Below are 18,085 nucleotides of genomic sequence, written 5' to 3'. Positions count from 1 at the left end.
TTTGACCACTGACTGCTGGTCTGCAGTTGTTCGTTATTGTAATATATATTGCTAGAAACTCGCCCATTATAAAATACTGATAAATCAATATTTAAAAGGGAGTTTAATTCGCTTGCGAACTGATCTCTCTTTAATTTTACTTTTTTACATTTCGCAATCAACAACAGAACCCGTTATTATAAAATACAGACAAGACAAGAAGGTTTGTTTGGAGAAAAACTTAATATTAGTAGACATTCTATCTCCAAATGGGAACGTGGAGAAAGTTACCCTAGTATTGAATTGTTAATTAAGTTAAGTGATATTTTTGATATTACGCTTGATGAATTAGTAAAGGAGGATCATTCTTAGAAAGAGAAACTCATCAAAGATAGCCAAAAATTAGTCTATCCAAGATGGAAGTTATTTTTTGATATTCTTTTAATCATTGGATTCTTATTCATACTAGCTAAGATATTCATTGTCATAGGAAATAAGTTATTTGATTTAAATATTGTGTTCCTAAAGGATTCTCTATTCTTTCAAATTGCACCATTTTTTATGACGATCATTGGAGCAATTGTTAGCGAATCTCTAGCTAAAAAATACAAATAACTATTTTAGTACTATCGTCATACACAAATCGTATAGGAGAGTCCCTTCAAACTATCTGAAGGGGCTTTATCCAGTATATATCCTCTTCAAATTTGCTCCAGTAGTTTCTGAAATGCTTTATCTATTTTCATGATTAGTTATCACATTTATTAATAGTAAGGTAAAGCTAACCTGATCACACATACCCTAATTAAATCTAATGATCGCTCCTATCCCTAATGGCTTTTTTTATTGTCTCGTCTAACAAAAATATACTTTATGTAGCCCTATAATTGATAGGTTAACACCCCAATCCTTGTCTACCGCTAACATACTATGTATTGTAGAAAGGAGGGATATATTATGGGATACTGTGGAAATGTAGGCGGCATAGAAAATGGTGGCTATTATGGCGGCGGATCTAATAATGGCTCAACATTTGCCCTAATTGTTGTTCTATTTATTCTTTTGATCATTGTCGGCGCAACTTTCTTAAAAAGAGAAAAAGACTGTTAATACAACCAACGAGCTGTAGCGTGTGTACCGCTACAGCTCTTATTTCTAGAACGTCTATCTGAGTTGAACGCTTCTATCACAAAACTTTTGATACATAAATAACACTTAGAACATCCTATTCCCAGATACTAGGCTCTCCTAATTTTTTCTTTCATCTTGACCACTTCCTAAATTAGAAGGTGGTCCTGTAAATTTACAATACAATGGAGACCATATAATTTTTATTTAAAGACAATTAACTAAAAAACACAGAAAAAAAATCATATAAATAATAGTGTTAAGCCATATGGTTTAGCTTCGCGTATCCCATTTTGTACCCTTATTCTAATTGCCCATTATGCCATTTCCTATTATGGAAATGGCTCAATTTTTTAATTTACTTCCCTCCCAAAATCAATTGACCATATCTTGCAATGTGTAGGATGCTTCTATGGAATATTAGAAAATGAAGTTCAGTAGTTGTATCTTTTCACTATTAATATAAGAATAAAATGAAAATCACTCATTATTTTTCAAATGAGTGATTTTGTGTGTATTAATTCTTATCTTCTATCTATTTCATGGCATAAAATAAGAATGTTATCATGTGGGCAGTGGTTTACATGTATACTCAGAATACCCACCCGATTGTATTAGAACTAGTTCAACGTGATTGTAAACTCCGAGTTCGGTGCACCCGCAAATACAACCGTTCCGTTCTTCGGCAGCTTTACTTTGTTATTGCCGCTCACAACAGTAAAATTGACGTATAGTCCTTCCTCATCATACACTGCGAACGAACTTTTTGCTGGTAATGACACTGTCATCGTTTTCCCTGCTGCCGCTTGCGGGATCGTAAACCATTTTGCATGCCCACTTGCTTGTAACTTCACTTTGGATGTTTGATCTGCATCAAGTGATTTTACGTTGGACCCACTTACGTATAACAATCCGCCCATCTCCATATATTCATTACCACCTTCTGTATAGAAACGAGCTTCCGACGTATCACGACCTGCCGATACAGGGATCTGAAGCTGATGCGCAGCCGTGTTCGGACCTGTAATTTTTCTGCCATTCCAATAGCCATCTAGATCTTCATTACGATTAATTTGTGTTGTCAGCATCATTGGTAAGAGATATAGCACAGAACTATATTTTTCGTTTACGAGATAATACTTAACCCCTTCCCTTTGTGCCCATGCGACAGTCGTTTCCTTCGATAGCATATTGTCTTCTAGTTTCTCGGCTAAATATTGAGTAACCGCTACTTGCCCTAAACCCGGTAACGAAATAAATGAGCTCTCCACTAAATATGTTCGGTCATTCTTTTCTTTAATGAAGTAGAGCTTGGAAGTGCCTGTCTCATGAATGAAGCTTCCATCTGCAGTATAGACATATTTTTCTTCTGAATTACCGGGTAAGAGTAGTTCTCCATTCTTCGTAATTTCTATGTTGAAATGACTGAAACTATTGCCGTAAAAACCCGCTTTCTTTGCTATATCTTCAGGCATCTTGGCCTTGACCGGCTTGCCAAAGGATTTGTTCGGCTTGATATCCTTTATTACGCCTTTTTCTTTAAGCGCAGCGAGCAGTATTTCTGTCGCCATCAGTTGATTTGTAGAGCTACTACCGCCAGATGACAACACAGCCACTGCCATCTTCTGCTCAGGAAGTACGACCAATGAAGCATGTTGTAGTCCTGTATCTCCACCTTTAGCCAAGCCCTTTATCCCGTATTCACTGAATGGATATAGTTTCACACTATCCCAGCCAAGACCATAGTTGATAATATTATCTCCATCTCCTGGCCACATTCCTTTTTTATATTCCTCTTGCTCCATTGCCTTGACTGCCTTATCAGAGAGAATTCCTTTTTCATGTCCCATAAATATTTGTGAAAAACGCACCATATCTTCTGCTGTGGATGAGATTCCTCCCGTTCCAATCACATTCACCGATTCAGCAGGAAGCTGCCCTTCGTATGTTGGAAAATAAAGTCCAGCAAACTTGTCATTTTTCCCTGTGTTCTGCGGTGTTTTCGTATGATTGAGCTTTAAGGGTTCCGTAAACTGCTGATGTATAAATTCGGTAAAGCTCATTCCACTTACTTTTTCCACCATAATCTCAGCCAGTGTAAAGCCGTCGTTGCAGTATACCGAGAATGCACCAGGGTCAGCTTTTAAGCTCTGGTTGGACAATTGTCGCAACAAATTATCATGGGCATACGTATCATTATCATCAAATAAAAAGCTATTACCGTACCCAGTACCTTGCAAGCCGGAGGAGTGGTTCAGCAGCATACGTGGCGTAATGCGTTTGTAACGCTCGTCTTTCATCTGAAAATCAGGAACATAATGAACGACTGGAACATCTAAATCAACTTTTCCTTCGTCGACCAATTTCATCACAGCCGCCGTTGTATAGATTTTACTAACTGAACCAATCCCGTAAAGGGTATTTTTAGTCAGCGGCTGTTTTCCTTCCATATCGTTCTTGCCTGCTTGACCCGACAAAATAACTTTACCATTATCAATTAGCGCATACTGCACACTAGTCGTCTCATAGGACTGCGTGAGTAGATTTGCCTTCTCTGCTGCAATTTTTTTCAGTTTATGGTTAGCAACTTCTTGGCTCACTACAACCGTAGTCTGATTGTCAGAAACTGCCATAGCCCCTGTTGGTAGGCTTATCGTTAACGCTAAAGTAGCAGCTAACACCCCGGATAATTTATTTTTCATGAAAAAAATTTCCTCCTTAGTGAAGTAATAGATTTTAAGAAAATATTTCTTAGAAAAAAGAAATATTTTCTATAAATAGAATATCGTAGTATACTATGTTCGTAAATACAATGATAGACTTATCCCCTTTCAGGCTTAAGACCTATAATTAACGACGTAACTTAAAATGACCAGCATGACTAAATTAGCTTTGCTGGTCATTTCTATTAAGCTATCTACAATATTTATGAGTTGCGCTATTTAAATTATTACTTTGTTTCACCCTCTACTAGCCAAGCTGCTGATTAGGTCGAAACCTTTAAACGTATAAGCTTTAGAAAAAAACGGATATAAATACACCTTCTGTACACACTAATTACAGGAGGTGATTTATAATGGCGAACAACAATCAAAACTTTAACTCAAAAACTCCAAATGCCATGAGCCAGGAATTTGGAAATGAAACTGATGTAAATCAAATTAAACAACAAATCCAACAAGCTGAAGCTAAGAAAATGCAAGCTTCTGGTTCAACGAATTCGATGAGCCAAGAATTCGGAAATGAGACGGATGTTAATGAAATCAGACAGCAAATTCAACAAGCTGAAACTAACAAAAAATTTGCGTCAGGTCGATTTTCAAACGAAAACAATACAAAGTAAATTTACTCATCATCCACAACCGGCAGCCTTTGCCGGTTGTATTTATATTCTTTTTTATAAAGTCCTCCCTCAAAGTTATTGTTCAGTAAGCTTTTTGAAGTATAAAATGAACTCCATATTGTTTTTCTCTACTAAAGAAGCTGAAGAGATTTAAAGTGGCTTTTGTTTTTTATTATGACAAGTTCATTTCTTCTTAATTCCTTTCTTTTAAAACATCTCATCCTAGCTAAAATGATTAAAAGTAATAAGTAACATTCCATTGCATACATTGATATTGGTGCCTCGCACGCACTTTTTATTAGCTGTGGCGTTTATTAAAAGCCGCAGCTTTTTTATCTTTGTAAGACGAAGAACTAGTTAATCCAAATATGCGAAGCAACAAGCAAAACCCGTTAATGGTACGTATTAGTAATTATTTTTTATAGAATAAAAATAGGCAAATGTCCCAAGTTAAAGGGTGATCTTGCTCTGTTTGAAACGCTTGTTTTGGATTTACCAGATAAACGGAATTAACTTTTTTGTTTTCAATTTATATACTGTAAATTGTTCTCCATACTTGCTCTGTAAATAATCGTCGGATTTAGGAATATATCCAAATACAAATACTAAAATTAGACCAAGTGGTATAAGTAAACTATAAATATTGTTAGAGATGAGCGCTAAACCTAATACCCAGAGGCAATCCCCTAGATAATTAATATGAATTGCATATTTAAATAATCCTCCAGTATATAGCATTCCTTGATTATCAGGATTGTCTTTAAAAGGCTTTCTTAACAACTCTGAAACGGTGTTTAGCATACTTCCTCCTACAAATAATACCCAACCTAAAATAAGGACAACTACATTTGGATCTTGATTACTAGTAATCATTAAGATTGGGAAGCCTAAATAATAGATCCCAAAAGCCATACTGTTCATAATAGCTTCTTGCCATGCTATGCCTCTAGTCAACCAAATAAACATCATAGCCGTTAATCGTAAAGCTGTAATAATCAAAGCAATAAAAAGCCCTAGTGCAATGCCTGATTTGTCATAAGTAATGAAAAGTAAATAATATGCAATGACCAGATAGATCATTTCAGCAACTACAATCAAGATTTTTTCTTTTATCGTTGGCTGGTTAATGCCATACATTGTATTACACTCCTTCAACTTCTTATTGGATAGGAAAATATACTTCTACAATATTATTTTCCTCCGATGTACTATATGGATTCGTTTGATAAACTTCAAACGGCGCACCATTCAGATTATAGTGATTATCTTTAATCCACATATGTAGCTTTGTATGAATAGACGGTAATTCATCATAAGAGCCAGTAAGCGTTGCCATTGCGCAAAGACCGGGGTTAAACACTTTTGTTTCATGTGTGGCCTCTGCCAAGGGAATTGCTATTTCTACATCATATTTTTCTGGTACATATTCTGCGCTATGAAAAATGGCAAGTGGTTTCGCAATAGGTGCTAAATTTGCAAACAAAGCTCTACTCAATAATTCATTAAAGTGTAATAGAAAATCAGCGGTATTCATTTGTTTTCGTTGAGATAATATATGAAAGGTCAAGTGATTCATAAGTTTAATCTCTATTTTATCTAAGTAACCCATGATATGTTCCGCTTTATTTAGGCGTTGAATATCAAGCTCTAATTTCTTTAATAGCGAACAATAATCAGTTATATGTTTTGTTAATTTTTCTTGCTTGGTTTGCATTTTAGCGTTTAAAAAGTCCGTATCTTCCAAATTTGCTAAAATATCTTTGATTTCTTCAAGCGAAAATAAATAGTTTTTTAATCGCGTAATCAATAGAGCCGTTTTTAATTGGGAAAGATGATAGTAGCGATAGTTATTTTGACTGTCTATGGAAGCAGGCTTTAAAAGCTCAATTTCATCATAGTATCGAAGTGTCTTCAACGTAAGATGTGATATTTTCGAGAATTCACCAATTGAAAGCATAATCATCACCTCCTTTAATCAATTACTTTAAATATAATGTTTCCTGTAAGGGGAAGGTCAATAAAAATAGCTATATTTTATTACTTTCGTAGCTAGCCTTCGATTGTTTTTTTACTGGCTGCTGCGTGAGCTTCAAAAAAATAACCAGGTACTCCATTGAGTGACTGGTTACTTTTGTTTAGAATTTTTGTATAAATAAGCTTCCATCAGATTGAATCTCAGCATAAAATACTTCATCTATCTCTTTTATATGGGCCCTGCTTAATTCATTTTTTAACCAATCTCTACTTTTACCAACTTCTAATAAATTTTTAGGTAATAATTTTCCATCCGTAATTATTTCAATCGGTAAATAAGTGGGTGGCGAAGGATATATGTTTAAGTCACTTTTTTGTGTCCCTTGATATTCAGGCTTTTTGAGAATACTAAGTCTACCATCGGGTTCTAGTATGGCGAAATCAATTTCTGTTATTGAAAAGATTTGATTTTGCCTAATCAGCATCGTTAGGTCATCGATATTCACACCTGTTCTTTTTAATGCTTTTCTGTCTATCTTTCCATGTTTTATAATAATTGTAGGTTGACCATCAAGGATTACTCTAATTTTCCCTGACTTAAGACTTATATAACTAATAATTATAGTAAGTAAACACCAAATTACTAGGCTAAGTAAATCCTTTGTGTAATCTTTTGTACTAAGAATAACCATATTTGCAGCCATGGACCCTATTGTTATTCCTGTTACATAATTAAAAAAAGTTAAATGACTTAATTGTTTTTTTCCTAAAAGACGTGTAAGAGCCAGAAGGACAAAAAAAGTTATAATTGTTTCAATAGCTATTTGTAAGTAGCCTATATCGTTCATTGTTTCACTCCTATCCATAATAGAATGGTCAACTTTTTAAGAAAATACACAAATAGCCCAGGCTCAAAATTAATGCAGTGCCTGGGCTTTAATAATTTTCTACTTGTGCTTGAAGAGCAATATTAACATAGCGTAGTACCACGTCATTTTCTGCTGTAGATAAAAATCTTGATACGCCTTTGTAACACTGCGTCGTCATTAGCCATGTCCATCCTTTTTAGATAGGTGAATTGTTTTATAATGGAACTTATACTCTTTGTAAGCGTATTTAAGTAAATAGATGTAAAATGGAAAATCCCGCTTCCGAAGTTAAAAGAAGGCTTATCTTTCAACCATCGGTGCAGAATAGTTCAACAATCGTATTAATGGTGTGTTTGTTTATGAAGGAGGGCGTCATATGGATAGGTTTTTCATAATACTTATGGTCTTGTTTATCATTATTGCGAATATGATTGCGTTTATAGCGTACAGAAAAAAGAATAATCTTTATGTTTCCGCGTTCATACTATTACTACTAGCAGTCTTCTTTGGTGCAATTGGTGGGACTTTAGCGATAATGGTTATTCGCGATCCTTTTGCGTTGTTTTATGGCATGCAAATAGGGTACTTTTTATTGATCAATAGTGTCATCGTTTTGATGCTCGCCATTTTAGCAACTGTCATTAAAAAATTTAATAGCAATAAAATGTGATTTTACGCTTATTGGACTGTACATTTAAAAAGCCCATTACCAATTAATAACAGGCTTTAGCATCTTTATCGCCATTAGAAACACTCGTGGATGATATCATAACTTCGAATTCAAAGATTGATCTTTATTAAGAATTTAATTAGAGAGTTTGGTTCATTTTCTATCAATGTTGTTCAACAACCTCGCCCGTTTGTTGAAGACTGGGAAGGAGGATTCTTCTGTCGGAAAATGATAAACACAAGTAGCCTCGAATACTTTAAAAGCATTCGAGACTTTAGACTTACCTTTAATTTGATATTTTAAAGGGCAGTAGTAAATCTTCATCTGTATAAGTAGTGAGGTATTCCCCTCCCATGTGCATCTTCGAACAAGTAGCATCCTCACATGTAAAAATAAATGTTTTTTTAGTGGTTTTAACCTCAATCTCCATATTGAATGGAAAATGTCCACCTGTACTTTTGTTTATATAAGGTGCAAGGGCAATGACGTTCGAATATTTCGCTATATGTTGGTAATCCTCGCTCTCAACTGTTAACTGAGCCATTTGATTTAAAAAAATTTGTTCTTCCTCAGTTGGCTCGTACCATAGATCCAAAAAAAGCCATTTCCCGAACATATAAAAATTTACCGATAAACTAACAACAAATATACCTAAAACAATCGTCTTCTTCATCATCCCACTCCATTTATCTTATGTTTTATTGTAAATATACATAAGTTGTATTAAAGTGTAATTTTACACTTTTGATATACTTTGTAAAGTGAGTTTTTAAAAAAGCTCGTTCTTATAGGTAATAGAAGTAATCTATACGAATAGTTTAATGCTGCATTTAATGACTTTAGACTGCGTTCCTCCACAATTTGGCACTAAAAAAACGCGTTCCTAAATAAACGCACCCGATTGTTGAATAAGCTATATATGAACTCGAAATGTATAGTAAATATTTGAATGACACAGTTAAAGATATCTAATTTTAGAAGGAGTATAATTTTAATAGCTCATGGTTTGGAAAACTAGTACTAGCGTCTATTTTAACAAAATATGGTGATTGCCATTTTTTAGTTGCTATTGCTTGTTTGCTAGTAGGAGTATCCCAACTAGGATAAACTCTAATAGCCATTTTTCCCTTTGAATTAACGTTTTTAAGGATCTTTTGTTTTAAAAGAACTTCTTTTGGAAAAATAAATTGGCCAAAATCACCACTATTATTAAAAGTGTTTATTACTAGTAAATCAGTGGCATTATCATATGAGAATGCTTGGTTTTTATTAGCTTCATCCTTTTCCCAAAAGGAAACAAATTGGCCTACCTTGGTAGGTGTTATTTTTGCGACTCTAAATCTAACAGATTTAGAATTCAACTGAAATATCCCAGCCCCGTACTCAGAATTTTGAGTTTCCTCTCGGATGTTTTTTATAATTAATTGATTAGGTTCATAAAGTAATTCATTTACATATGTTAATATTTCATTAAATTCATTCATAGTTTTACTCCTTATCTAATACTACGAATACCAATTTATCACCTGCCTACTTGTTACCGCTATTGCAAAGCTTTATATTAGTCTCTTCATTTTGATTCACTGCACAATTAGTTTCAAGTAAGTAAACCATATCACTACTTATATCTTTCTCTACATTACCAACGCATAAGAGTTATGTCTATTTCTATCAAGATAACGGCTGAGGAAGTCATACTTAAATCCGTTAAAGGAACTGCAGAGATTTCACTTGCTGTGACTTTTTTGATAAAGTAACCGCCTATCATAGTCAGCTTTGGATACATAATATCAATCTAGGTATTGTTGCTCCTAACATTTACTTAATTACTTGATCACTTTCTGTATAGAAGTTGGTCCTTTTTAGTTCATTTTATTACCTCAAACCCTTAAATATTTTATTAAAAATTGAATGGTAATTATTATTTCATCCATACTAACCTTGCTTTTAATGGCGAAAAACAAGAAAAGGAAGTGTTATTATGGGTATTCTTGGTGGAAATCCAAAAGATGAACCATTGCATTATGGTGAAGTATTTAGTGTCTGGTTAAGTTTAATTGCAGACTATGGTATGATTTCGGGCTATCAAACGTTTTATAATCACGCTGGGGATGAAGATCTTAAAAAAATTATTGAAGATATCATCGAAACATGTAGGGATGAAGTAAAACAATTAGAAAAAATTCTAAAAACGAATGGTGTTGCTTTACCACCTGCTTCACCTGAACGACCTGTAGCAAGAATGGAAGATATCCCTCCTGGTGCTAAATTTAATGATCCAGAAATTAGTGCTGCACTGTCAGTAGACCTAGCTGCTGGATTAGTTGCATGTAGTCAGGCAATGGGCACTTCCACTCGAGAGGATATTGCTTTAATGTATGGCCAATTCCATACTGCAAAAGCTCTTATCGGTGCTAAACTACTGCGTCTCAACAAAAATAAAGGTTGGCTTGTACCACCACCATTGCATGTAGATTACCCTGAAAAATAAAGCCAATTTCCCCGAATCGAGGAATTAAAATGTATGATTACAAAGAAGAATTAATTAACATTATTAAACCTGACATACCAGATCCACAAGCAGCACGTGTCATGCAAGAAATACTAGGTGGTCATTATGGGGAAATGAGAACCATGATGCAATATTTTTTCCAAAGCTCTAATTTTAGAGGCAAAGAAACGCATTAGATCCAACTCGTATCGGTGAAATATTCCAAGGACAAACTCCAAGTAGAAATGGTGGAGATCTAAATGTGACTCCTCCACCTGAAGGATTCCCAGTACCAGTTATGCCAGAGATGCCAAATGAACACAGCATAGGCCTTAAAGATATGAATAATTAACATCTATATCTAAGCTGTAACGTGCGAGGACGTTGCAGCTTTTTCTCATCTCCGAACATTACTTTGGATCAAAGGCTGTTTTAGATATCCATACATAAACATTATCTAATATTTAAAATGCGAAAAATCTTAGCCCTTTTATAAATTAGTTTTATCCTTGCAACCAATCCTTTTAAATAAAACATCAATAATGACGATTAAATTTAGTCGATTGTTAGCCTACTCTGCCCTTCACTCTATTTATCACACGAATAAAATACTGCCAATGGAGGTGAAAAACAAAGGCAGTCACAATGTCTTATTTAAAACCCTCAAGCACAATTTTCCCAATAGTTTTTCCATTCTCAAGAATAGCGTGAGCTTTTCTTAAATTATCTGCATTAATTGGATATAGAATTTCAGATATTGTGGTTTTTAAAATATTACTATCAACTAAAATAGCTATTCTATTTAATAATTTATGTTGTTCATTCATATCTTCAGTCTGATACATAGATCGTGTAAACATAAACTCCCACACAAATGTTACGCTTTTATTTTTAAGTAATGTCAAATTAATTGGCTCATCTGTTTCTACAATAGAACAAATTGTTCCTTGTGGAGCGATAGCCTCGGCCATATTGGCCCAATATTCTTGTGTCGAATTCAAACATAGAATATAATCAACTGCTTCAAAACCTATTATTTTAAGCTGCGGAATAAATTCCTCATAGTGATTTATGATATAGTCTGCACCTAGGTCAGTAGCCCAAACACGTGACTCTTGTCTAGAAGCTGTACCTATAACCGTTAGCCCAGCCCATTTAGCTAGTTGGATTGCAATAGAACCTACCCCACCAGCTGCACCAATAATTAAAATTGTTTTATTTTTATTTTCATTTGATAAACTACTAACTTTCATTCTATCAAATATGGCCTCATACGCAGTAATTGAAGTCAATGGTAATGCGGCAGATTCTGCAAAATTTAATGACTTTGGCTTATGACCTACAATCCTCTCATCGACAAGATGAAATTCACTATTACAACCTTGACGTGTTATATCGCCTGCATAATATACCTCATCACCTGGTTTAAACAATGTACATAATGGACCAGACTCTACAACAATGCCTGCCACATCCCACCCTAAAATTTTAGGAGTGTCCTCAAACTTTTCTTTCGGAGTTCTTACTTTATAATCTACTGGATTCACTGAAACTGCCTTTACTTTAATTAATAAATCTCTATCTTTAACACTTGGCTTTGCAATTTGTAAATCTAATAAACTCTCTGGTTGATCAACAGGTAAGTATTGATGTAAACCTACAGCTTTCATTTTTTCCATAATTAAAATTGCTCCTTTTTCCTTCATTTTTTATTTCCTTATGTCAGCTATAATAATACGATGATATATTTAATGTAAGTACGCACATTTTTGTTGTATAGTATCAATTTTTATACTAATTAATCTGGAGGTATTTTAATGACAGATAGTAATCAAATCAACCCTTATTCAGCTTGTCCTGATGCCTATGGATGTCCTGTTGAAGCAACACTTGCGGTAATTGGTGGTAAATGGAAAGGTGTTATTTTATATCACCTTATGTCAGGAACGAAGCGTTTCAATGAATTTAGACGTTTGATGCCCGATATTACTCAAAGAATGTTAACGTTACAACTCCGTGAATTAGAGAAGGATGGTATAATCCATAGAGAAATCTTTAAAGAAGTACCACCCAAAGTAGAATATTCGCTAACTGAATTCGGTCGTACACTTGAACCAATAATAAAACTTATGAGAGATTGGGGAGAGCAGTATAATTTGAAAAAATAATATTTTCTTTGAGTAAAATAAATATGTAAATATATAAAACAACCAGGTCACATCAGACCTGGTTGTTTTATATATTATTATTTAACGTATTGTGTTTTTTTAATAACCGAAATTAGTGCTACCCCTACTACACATATAAATCCAATAAATAACAATAAAAATCCTATTGGAATAAGAAAGAATGGTTCTTCTAATGTACCATCAGGTGCTACATTACTCCCTTTCATCATAAAGATTAAAAAACTAAGTACTCCTAATATAATTGGTGTTGATGCAAAAATATATTTTTTCATAACTTATTTCCTCCATTCTAAATATTTTAATGTAAAAAGTTTTGATTCTTCCACTGCTTCTTCCTACAACTTGCTGTAACAATTATAAACCCGAAATATATTCTAAATCAATCTTTTTTTATTGATAAACAATAAATTTTTATTTCTATTCAACTTATTTTAAATTGACATTTTAATATTCTACCTATAAAATGACCATAACCTCATTGTTAATTTGGAAGGGTGATTTTTTTGTACTATGAAGATTTAATGCAATGGAAAGGTTATTTGTTTTTAGATAATATAGTAGAGCCAGGGACAAACTCTTTAAGAATTTCTATTAATAGAGCTTCCATTAGTTCAAAAGGCGAGGATGTAAGTTTTGATGAAAATACATTTAATGATGTCCATCCTATTGAAATTGATAAGACATTGCCGGTCATACATTTAGAATTCGATACATATGTAGCCTACTCTGTTTTTGACGAATCTTTTCATTTTGTAAATCAAGAAGATAATTTCTTGGGTAACTCAGTACGTCTTTTTACAAAATCAACTTATTTAGATTTCATAAGTAAAGGGACTATAGCTCTCGATATATATTCCTACAAGGAGCTATTCCATTATCAGATTGTGTGTTTAGACCATATAATTGATATTGTTTCATTTGATAAACCTACTATTTTAAGCAGCTAAAGTTTTTAAAACAGTCAACGAGTTTTGTTGACTGCTTTTTTATTTCTATCAAAAAATAAATACATAATTCTATTAAACTCTTCCTCTCTTCATTAAATCTAGTATAAACTCACTATCTATTGCATATTCTATTAAATAGAAAACTAAAGGAGGACATTGTAGTGAGCAATTCAGAAATCGATAATCTCTTAAAAAATAAAACCATTACGTCACTTTCTACATCTCTCCCGAAAAATATCAAAACTATTAAAAACTCAATCGGTAACAGCAATGATATTATTATCCGTGAATTTTTGATTGGTAAACCTATAGAAGTACCAATAGCTATTATTTATACAGATGGTCTTGCTGATAATACCTCGATTACTGACTTTATATTAGAATCTATTATCTCTGATTTTGAGGTAACATCAGATACTACTTCACAAGAAATTGTAGATCGATTAAAAACATATTGCTTAACTGTAGGGAGTATAAAAAATGTTTCAGATTTCCCTTCATTGTTTAACGCTATTTTAAGTGGAGAAACCGTTTTATTATTAGAGGGACTTGCTATAGGCATCTCTACAAGTACAAAAAGCTCTAAAGATAGATCTATCACAGAACCGGTAACAGAAGCTGTTATTAGAGGGCCCAGAGAATCATTTACCGAGACATTACGAACCAATACAGCTTTAATTAGACGCAAAATAAAAAGTCCTAATCTTTGGATAAAAACAAGAGTTATTGGTGAAGTTACCCAAACGGAAATAGCCATTATGTATATAAATGGTATTGCAAATGAAAAAATAGTGAAGGAAGTGCTCAAAAGATTAGATAGAATTGACATAGATGGCATTCTGGAGAGTGGTTATATTGAACAATTAATTCAAGATTCAAAGTTTACTATATTTCCTACTGTTTATAATTCCGAGCGTCCAGATGTTATAGCTGGAGAATTGCTTGAAGGTAAAATTGCTATTTTAGTAGATGGTACACCTTTTGTTTTAATCGTACCTGCTTTATTCACTTCTTTTTTACAATCTGCAGAAGATTATTATCAAAGCGCTTTTGTCAGTTCATTTATTCGACTTATTCGGTTTTTAGGTATCAGCCTTGCCTTGGTTGCCCCTTCTCTCTATATTTCTCTAACGACTTTTCATCAAGAAATGATTCCAACACGCCTACTTATCAGTATATATGCACAGCGAGAAGGTGTTCCTTTCCCTGCATTTGTAGAGGCTTTAATTATGGAAATCGCATTTGAAGTGTTAAGGGAAGCAGGATTAAGGATGCCTAGAATGATTGGATCCGCAATCTCTATAGTCGGAACACTAATCATTGGCCAAGCAGCCGTTGAGGCAGGTATTGTATCAGCAGCAATGGTTATTATTGTTGCTTTGACAGCCATTTGTAGTTTTCTTTTCCCAGCCTATGGTCTATCCAATTCTATCCGTATTTTACGTTTCCCATTAATGGTGTTAGCAGCTATGTTTGGACTGTTTGGAGTTTTTGTAGGAATTATGCTTTTGATTATCCATCTATGTAGTTTGCGTTCTTTTGGTGTTCCATACATGAGCCCATTTGCACCTTTAATACCAAAAGATCAAAAAGATGCGCTCATTATTTTTCCACGACGTTCCTTACTCACACGTCCACGATTGATCAGTCAAATTAATAATGTTAGAGGGCGTAAAAATTAGTAATAATTAACTGTTAAATGAGGTTACATTATGAAGAAAAACTTAATCGTTCTTTCATTGATTTTTCTAATTTTAATTCTTAGTGGTTGTTGGAGTAAACGTGAATTAAATGATTTAGCTCTTGTCGCTGCGCTAGGTATAGACTTTATTGATGGTGAATATGCCATTTCGGTACAAGTAATTGATCCTAGTCAAGTCTCTTTAAAATCGGCTAATGGACAAGCACCAGTAGTTACTTATCATGCCGAAGGAAAAACTGTATTTGAAGCAGTTAGAAAAATATTAGCTTTATCTCCAAGAAAATTATATTTTGCCCATTTACAGCTAGTTGTTGTTGGAGAAGAATTAGCAGACAAAGGTATACGAGATTCTGTTGATTTTCTAGCAAGAGATCAGGAGATTCGAAATGACTTTACTATAATTGTCTCTCAGCAAGCAACTGCAAAGGATGTCTTAAATGTATTAACTCCCATAGAAAAAATACCTGCAAGTAGGATGTTAAATTCTCTTAAAATCACGCAAGATGCATGGGGCTCTACTTTAGAAGTCGATGTTGAAGATTTAGTGACAGATTTAGGAGTAAATGATCAGTATTTTGTTTTATCAGCAATTGAAGTTCTAGGGGATAAAACTTTAGGAATTGACCAAACAAATGTTGAAAGAATTGAAACGCCAGTAAAACTTAAGTTTACGGGCCTCGCCATTTTTAAAGAGGATAAATTATTAGGCTACATCGATGAATATAACAGTAAAAGTTTTAGTTATTTAAACGACAATATTAAATCAACAATTGAAATTATCTCCTGTCCTTCAGATGGAGAGCTAACAACCGAAATTACTCAATCTAAAACGAAAACAAAAGGAATTTTTAAGGACGGCAAACCGACTATAAACATTAACATTGATATTGTTCAAAATGTTGCTGAGGTGAAATGTGATATTGATTTAACAGACATAAAAACGATCGATTGGATTAATAATCAAACTGAAAAACACATTAAAAAAAATATTAATCAAGTGCTGAATATATTTCAAGAAAATTATCAGGCAGATGTACTTGGCTTTGGAGAAGCGATTCATCGTGCTAATCCTACAGAATGGAGAAAAATTAAAGACGACTGGCAAACCATTTATCCTGAGGTAGAAGTAAATGTTAAGGTTAATGTCTATACACGGGGGTTAGGAACTTTGCAAAACTCAAAATTAAAGGAGTAAAATTGACTATGTTTATCACCTTAGGCATATTAATAATTTCAATTGTTATTGTTGTTATTGAACTTCCAAAATTAAAAAAAGGTGGCACTAAATTAATTTGGACATTCTCTATTTTGTTATTCATGGGGACATTCTTAAATATTGCTGTAGTTTTTAATGCTCTAATTATCAGCCCATTGGAGCCTATCATGTATATTTTCCAACCAATCAGTAACTTGCTAAAAGAAACATTGTTAAATAAAAATAACTTATAAGAGGCATTTATATGGAAAAACAGTTGATAAGTTCACGTCAATTCACAATACTTGTTATTTTCTTCACAGTTGGGACAGGAATATTAATTATTCCCGCAAGCCTAGCGCTGGAAGTAAAGCAGGATGCTTGGATTGTAGCCACCATAGGTACAATATTAAGCTTACTTTTAATAAAGCTTTATATCACTTTATCCAATAAAATGATGAATCTTTCTCTTACAGAAGTAACTGAAAAATTTTTGGGGAGCTTTATAGGAAAAATTATATCTTTAGCATTCGTGCTGTTAACACTTCTGTCATCAGGTGAGCTACTATACTTTATTGGGAATTTTTTACAAACAGAAGTGATGCCGGAAACGCCGCCGGTTGTATTTTCTATACTTTTTAGTTTTATTATTCTATTTGCAGCATATCAAGGTATAGAAGTTTTTGCGCGTACTTTAGAAATACTGTTTCCGATTTTCTTGTTTGTTTTTATTATTTTCCTGTTCTTTGTTTCTCCCCAAATAGATATTAAAAATGTACAACCAGTTTTTGAAGTATCCATTCCGCCATTAATATATAGTGTGTTACATTTCATGGGCTTGTTTTCATTTCCATTAATTGTTCTATTAATGATTTTTCCTTCTGCTATTAATAATCTTGAATCTGGGAAAAAGGGCTTTTACATTGGAATAATAGTTGGAGGATTTATTATAACAGCTTTTATAGCTTTATCTATATTAGTATTAGGTGTAACTAATACTACTTTAAGAACATTTCCGAGTTATACATTAGCGCAAAGAGTTTCTGTAGGAAACTTTTTACAACGCGTTGAAATTATTATGGCTTTTATATGGATGGTTACAATATTTGTAAGAGCTTTTATGTATTTTTATGCTTCTTTAATTGGATTAAGTCACATACTTAAACTAAAGGAGCATAGACCGTTAATCCTTCCACTTGGAATGATTTCCATAGCTCTTTCTCAAATTGTTCATGCGAATATCATTCATTCTGATCAATACAACCAGCAGACTTGGCCACTAGCTATAGCCGTTTTTGCTATTTTATTACCATTATTACTGCTATTCGTAGCTAAGTTCAGAAGATTAAAAAACAAAGACGTAGATAGCGATATTAAAAACGTTTAATAACATGATATAGACGATAAGGTAAAATGCATAAAAAAAACCTCTATACAATTGGAGGCTTTTAATAATGATTTTATTTATAGTAATTAATATATCATACTTAAAATGAATCATAATAATGTCCCATCCACTGTCTTTTCTTATAGGAAAATCAGTGGATGGTCAATATCATAAGAGGTTAGCCCCTTCTTGTTATTAAACTACTCATAAT

19 protein-coding genes and 1 pseudogene are annotated in these 18,085 nt (G+C 33.4%); 12 read left to right on the top strand and 8 right to left on the bottom strand.

Features of this window, described 5'->3' with window-relative positions; genetic code table 11:
• The first annotated feature begins 156 nt into the window (after positions 1 to 156).
• Complete coding sequence (locus MKX57_RS10540; RefSeq protein WP_175445521.1) at positions 157 to 351, top strand: helix-turn-helix transcriptional regulator; 195 nt, start codon at positions 157 to 159, stop codon at positions 349 to 351.
• 585 nt (positions 352 to 936) lie between these two features.
• Positions 937 to 1,089 carry a YjcZ family sporulation protein gene (locus MKX57_RS10535; RefSeq protein WP_008174939.1) on the top strand — a complete coding sequence of 51 codons (153 nt, stop codon included), beginning with the start codon at positions 937 to 939 and terminating at the stop codon, positions 1,087 to 1,089.
• A gap of 638 nt (positions 1,090 to 1,727) precedes the next feature.
• Here MKX57_RS10535 and MKX57_RS10530 read toward each other — a convergent pair.
• Positions 1,728 to 3,809, bottom strand: coding sequence for a serine hydrolase domain-containing protein (locus MKX57_RS10530; protein WP_342551011.1), 2,082 nt, complete (start codon positions 3,807 to 3,809; stop codon positions 1,728 to 1,730).
• 374 nt (positions 3,810 to 4,183) lie between these two features.
• On the opposite strand from MKX57_RS10530, the gene MKX57_RS10525 reads away from it, so the two are divergent.
• Positions 4,184 to 4,450: a gamma-type small acid-soluble spore protein gene (locus tag MKX57_RS10525; RefSeq protein WP_008174944.1), complete on the top strand. Its 267-nt coding sequence runs from the start codon at positions 4,184 to 4,186 to the stop codon at positions 4,448 to 4,450.
• A 492-nt stretch (positions 4,451 to 4,942) separates the two neighbouring features.
• Here MKX57_RS10525 and MKX57_RS10520 read toward each other — a convergent pair whose 3' ends face one another.
• From MKX57_RS10520 to MKX57_RS10510, 3 genes are all read right to left on the bottom strand, one after another.
• The gene (locus MKX57_RS10520) at positions 4,943 to 5,587 is read right to left on the bottom strand and encodes a DUF1295 domain-containing protein (protein ID WP_089984610.1); all 645 of its coding nucleotides are present in this window, start codon (positions 5,585 to 5,587) and stop codon (positions 4,943 to 4,945) included.
• Positions 5,588 to 5,609: 22 nt separating this feature from the next.
• The gene (locus MKX57_RS10515; RefSeq protein WP_342551010.1) at positions 5,610 to 6,407 is read right to left on the bottom strand and encodes a MerR family transcriptional regulator; all 798 of its coding nucleotides are present in this window, start codon (positions 6,405 to 6,407) and stop codon (positions 5,610 to 5,612) included.
• A 178-nt stretch (positions 6,408 to 6,585) separates the two neighbouring features.
• Positions 6,586 to 7,272 carry a DUF421 domain-containing protein gene (locus MKX57_RS10510; RefSeq protein ID WP_090001642.1) on the bottom strand — a complete coding sequence of 229 codons (687 nt, stop codon included), beginning with the start codon at positions 7,270 to 7,272 and terminating at the stop codon, positions 6,586 to 6,588.
• A gap of 397 nt (positions 7,273 to 7,669) precedes the next feature.
• Between MKX57_RS10510 and MKX57_RS10505 the strand changes: the two genes are divergently transcribed.
• On the top strand, positions 7,670 to 7,963 hold the full coding sequence (locus MKX57_RS10505) for a hypothetical protein (RefSeq protein WP_043989851.1): 294 nt from the start codon (positions 7,670 to 7,672) through the stop codon (positions 7,961 to 7,963).
• A 286-nt stretch (positions 7,964 to 8,249) separates the two neighbouring features.
• Here MKX57_RS10505 and MKX57_RS10500 read toward each other — a convergent pair whose 3' ends face one another.
• Positions 8,250 to 8,639, bottom strand: coding sequence for a hypothetical protein (locus MKX57_RS10500; protein ID WP_008174955.1), 390 nt, complete (start codon positions 8,637 to 8,639; stop codon positions 8,250 to 8,252).
• Positions 8,640 to 8,937: 298 nt separating this feature from the next.
• On the bottom strand, positions 8,938 to 9,447 hold the full coding sequence (locus tag MKX57_RS10495; RefSeq protein WP_342551009.1) for a MepB family protein: 510 nt from the start codon (positions 9,445 to 9,447) through the stop codon (positions 8,938 to 8,940).
• Positions 9,448 to 9,944: 497 nt separating this feature from the next.
• On the opposite strand from MKX57_RS10495, the gene MKX57_RS10490 reads away from it, so the two are divergent.
• Positions 9,945 to 10,454 carry a DUF3231 family protein gene (locus tag MKX57_RS10490; protein ID WP_008174960.1) on the top strand — a complete coding sequence of 170 codons (510 nt, stop codon included), beginning with the start codon at positions 9,945 to 9,947 and terminating at the stop codon, positions 10,452 to 10,454.
• Positions 10,455 to 10,483: 29 nt separating this feature from the next.
• Positions 10,484 to 10,806: pseudogene (locus MKX57_RS10485) on the top strand (manganese catalase family protein).
• Positions 10,807 to 11,104: 298 nt separating this feature from the next.
• On the opposite strand, the gene MKX57_RS10480 reads toward MKX57_RS10485, so the two are convergent.
• Entirely contained in the window at positions 11,105 to 12,160 is a 1,056-nt protein-coding gene (locus MKX57_RS10480; protein WP_089984621.1) for a zinc-binding alcohol dehydrogenase family protein, read from the bottom strand.
• Between the two features lie 111 nt (positions 12,161 to 12,271).
• On the opposite strand from MKX57_RS10480, the gene MKX57_RS10475 reads away from it, so the two are divergent.
• Complete coding sequence (locus MKX57_RS10475) at positions 12,272 to 12,622, top strand: helix-turn-helix domain-containing protein (RefSeq protein ID WP_008174966.1); 351 nt, start codon at positions 12,272 to 12,274, stop codon at positions 12,620 to 12,622.
• Between the two features lie 77 nt (positions 12,623 to 12,699).
• Here MKX57_RS10475 and MKX57_RS10470 read toward each other — a convergent pair whose 3' ends face one another.
• Positions 12,700 to 12,915 carry a DUF3955 domain-containing protein gene (locus tag MKX57_RS10470; RefSeq protein ID WP_008174967.1) on the bottom strand — a complete coding sequence of 72 codons (216 nt, stop codon included), beginning with the start codon at positions 12,913 to 12,915 and terminating at the stop codon, positions 12,700 to 12,702.
• Positions 12,916 to 13,146: 231 nt separating this feature from the next.
• On the opposite strand from MKX57_RS10470, the gene MKX57_RS10465 reads away from it, so the two are divergent.
• The 5 genes from MKX57_RS10465 to MKX57_RS10445 all read left to right on the top strand — a co-directional run bounded on the left by MKX57_RS10465 (position 13,147) and on the right by MKX57_RS10445 (position 17,874).
• A complete protein-coding gene (locus MKX57_RS10465) occupies positions 13,147 to 13,590 on the top strand; it encodes a hypothetical protein (RefSeq protein ID WP_090001645.1) in 444 nt (147 codons plus the stop codon).
• Between the two features lie 161 nt (positions 13,591 to 13,751).
• A complete protein-coding gene (locus MKX57_RS10460) occupies positions 13,752 to 15,272 on the top strand; it encodes a spore germination protein (protein ID WP_090001647.1) in 1,521 nt (506 codons plus the stop codon).
• Positions 15,273 to 15,302: 30 nt separating this feature from the next.
• The gene (locus tag MKX57_RS10455; protein WP_107922195.1) at positions 15,303 to 16,487 is read left to right on the top strand and encodes a Ger(x)C family spore germination protein; all 1,185 of its coding nucleotides are present in this window, start codon (positions 15,303 to 15,305) and stop codon (positions 16,485 to 16,487) included.
• Between the two features lie 8 nt (positions 16,488 to 16,495).
• Positions 16,496 to 16,741, top strand: coding sequence for a hypothetical protein (locus tag MKX57_RS10450; protein ID WP_089984630.1), 246 nt, complete (start codon positions 16,496 to 16,498; stop codon positions 16,739 to 16,741).
• Between the two features lie 11 nt (positions 16,742 to 16,752).
• Complete coding sequence (locus MKX57_RS10445) at positions 16,753 to 17,874, top strand: endospore germination permease (RefSeq protein WP_089984632.1); 1,122 nt, start codon at positions 16,753 to 16,755, stop codon at positions 17,872 to 17,874.
• Positions 17,875 to 18,085 lie beyond the last annotated feature (211 nt).

It is taken from the genome of Lysinibacillus sp. FSL M8-0216 (genome assembly GCF_038595555.1).
GTDB classification, from domain to species: domain Bacteria; phylum Bacillota; class Bacilli; order Bacillales_A; family Planococcaceae; genus Lysinibacillus; species Lysinibacillus fusiformis.
This window is presented reverse-complemented; position numbering and strand designations above follow the sequence as displayed.

Bases quoted from the DNA above. Each gene is read 5' to 3' on its own strand.
- MKX57_RS10535 (WP_008174939.1), top strand. From the start codon at position 937: ATGGGATACTGTGGAAATGTAGGCGGCATAGAAAATGGTGGCTATTAT.
- MKX57_RS10530 (WP_342551011.1), bottom strand. From the start codon at position 3,809: ATGAAAAATAAATTATCCGGGGTGTTAGCTGCTACTTTAGCGTTAACG.
- MKX57_RS10525 (WP_008174944.1), top strand. From the start codon at position 4,184: ATGGCGAACAACAATCAAAACTTTAACTCAAAAACTCCAAATGCCATG.
- MKX57_RS10520 (WP_089984610.1), bottom strand. From the start codon at position 5,587: ATGTATGGCATTAACCAGCCAACGATAAAAGAAAAAATCTTGATTGTA.
- MKX57_RS10515 (WP_342551010.1), bottom strand. From the start codon at position 6,407: ATGCTTTCAATTGGTGAATTCTCGAAAATATCACATCTTACGTTGAAG.
- MKX57_RS10510 (WP_090001642.1), bottom strand. From the start codon at position 7,272: ATGAACGATATAGGCTACTTACAAATAGCTATTGAAACAATTATAACT.
- MKX57_RS10505 (WP_043989851.1), top strand. From the start codon at position 7,670: ATGGATAGGTTTTTCATAATACTTATGGTCTTGTTTATCATTATTGCG.
- MKX57_RS10500 (WP_008174955.1), bottom strand. From the start codon at position 8,639: ATGATGAAGAAGACGATTGTTTTAGGTATATTTGTTGTTAGTTTATCG.
- MKX57_RS10495 (WP_342551009.1), bottom strand. From the start codon at position 9,447: ATGAATGAATTTAATGAAATATTAACATATGTAAATGAATTACTTTAT.
- MKX57_RS10490 (WP_008174960.1), top strand. From the start codon at position 9,945: ATGGGTATTCTTGGTGGAAATCCAAAAGATGAACCATTGCATTATGGT.
- MKX57_RS10480 (WP_089984621.1), bottom strand. From the start codon at position 12,160: ATGAAGGAAAAAGGAGCAATTTTAATTATGGAAAAAATGAAAGCTGTA.
- MKX57_RS10475 (WP_008174966.1), top strand. From the start codon at position 12,272: ATGACAGATAGTAATCAAATCAACCCTTATTCAGCTTGTCCTGATGCC.
- MKX57_RS10470 (WP_008174967.1), bottom strand. From the start codon at position 12,915: ATGAAAAAATATATTTTTGCATCAACACCAATTATATTAGGAGTACTT.
- MKX57_RS10455 (WP_107922195.1), top strand. From the start codon at position 15,303: ATGAAGAAAAACTTAATCGTTCTTTCATTGATTTTTCTAATTTTAATT.
- MKX57_RS10450 (WP_089984630.1), top strand. From the start codon at position 16,496: ATGTTTATCACCTTAGGCATATTAATAATTTCAATTGTTATTGTTGTT.
- MKX57_RS10445 (WP_089984632.1), top strand. From the start codon at position 16,753: ATGGAAAAACAGTTGATAAGTTCACGTCAATTCACAATACTTGTTATT.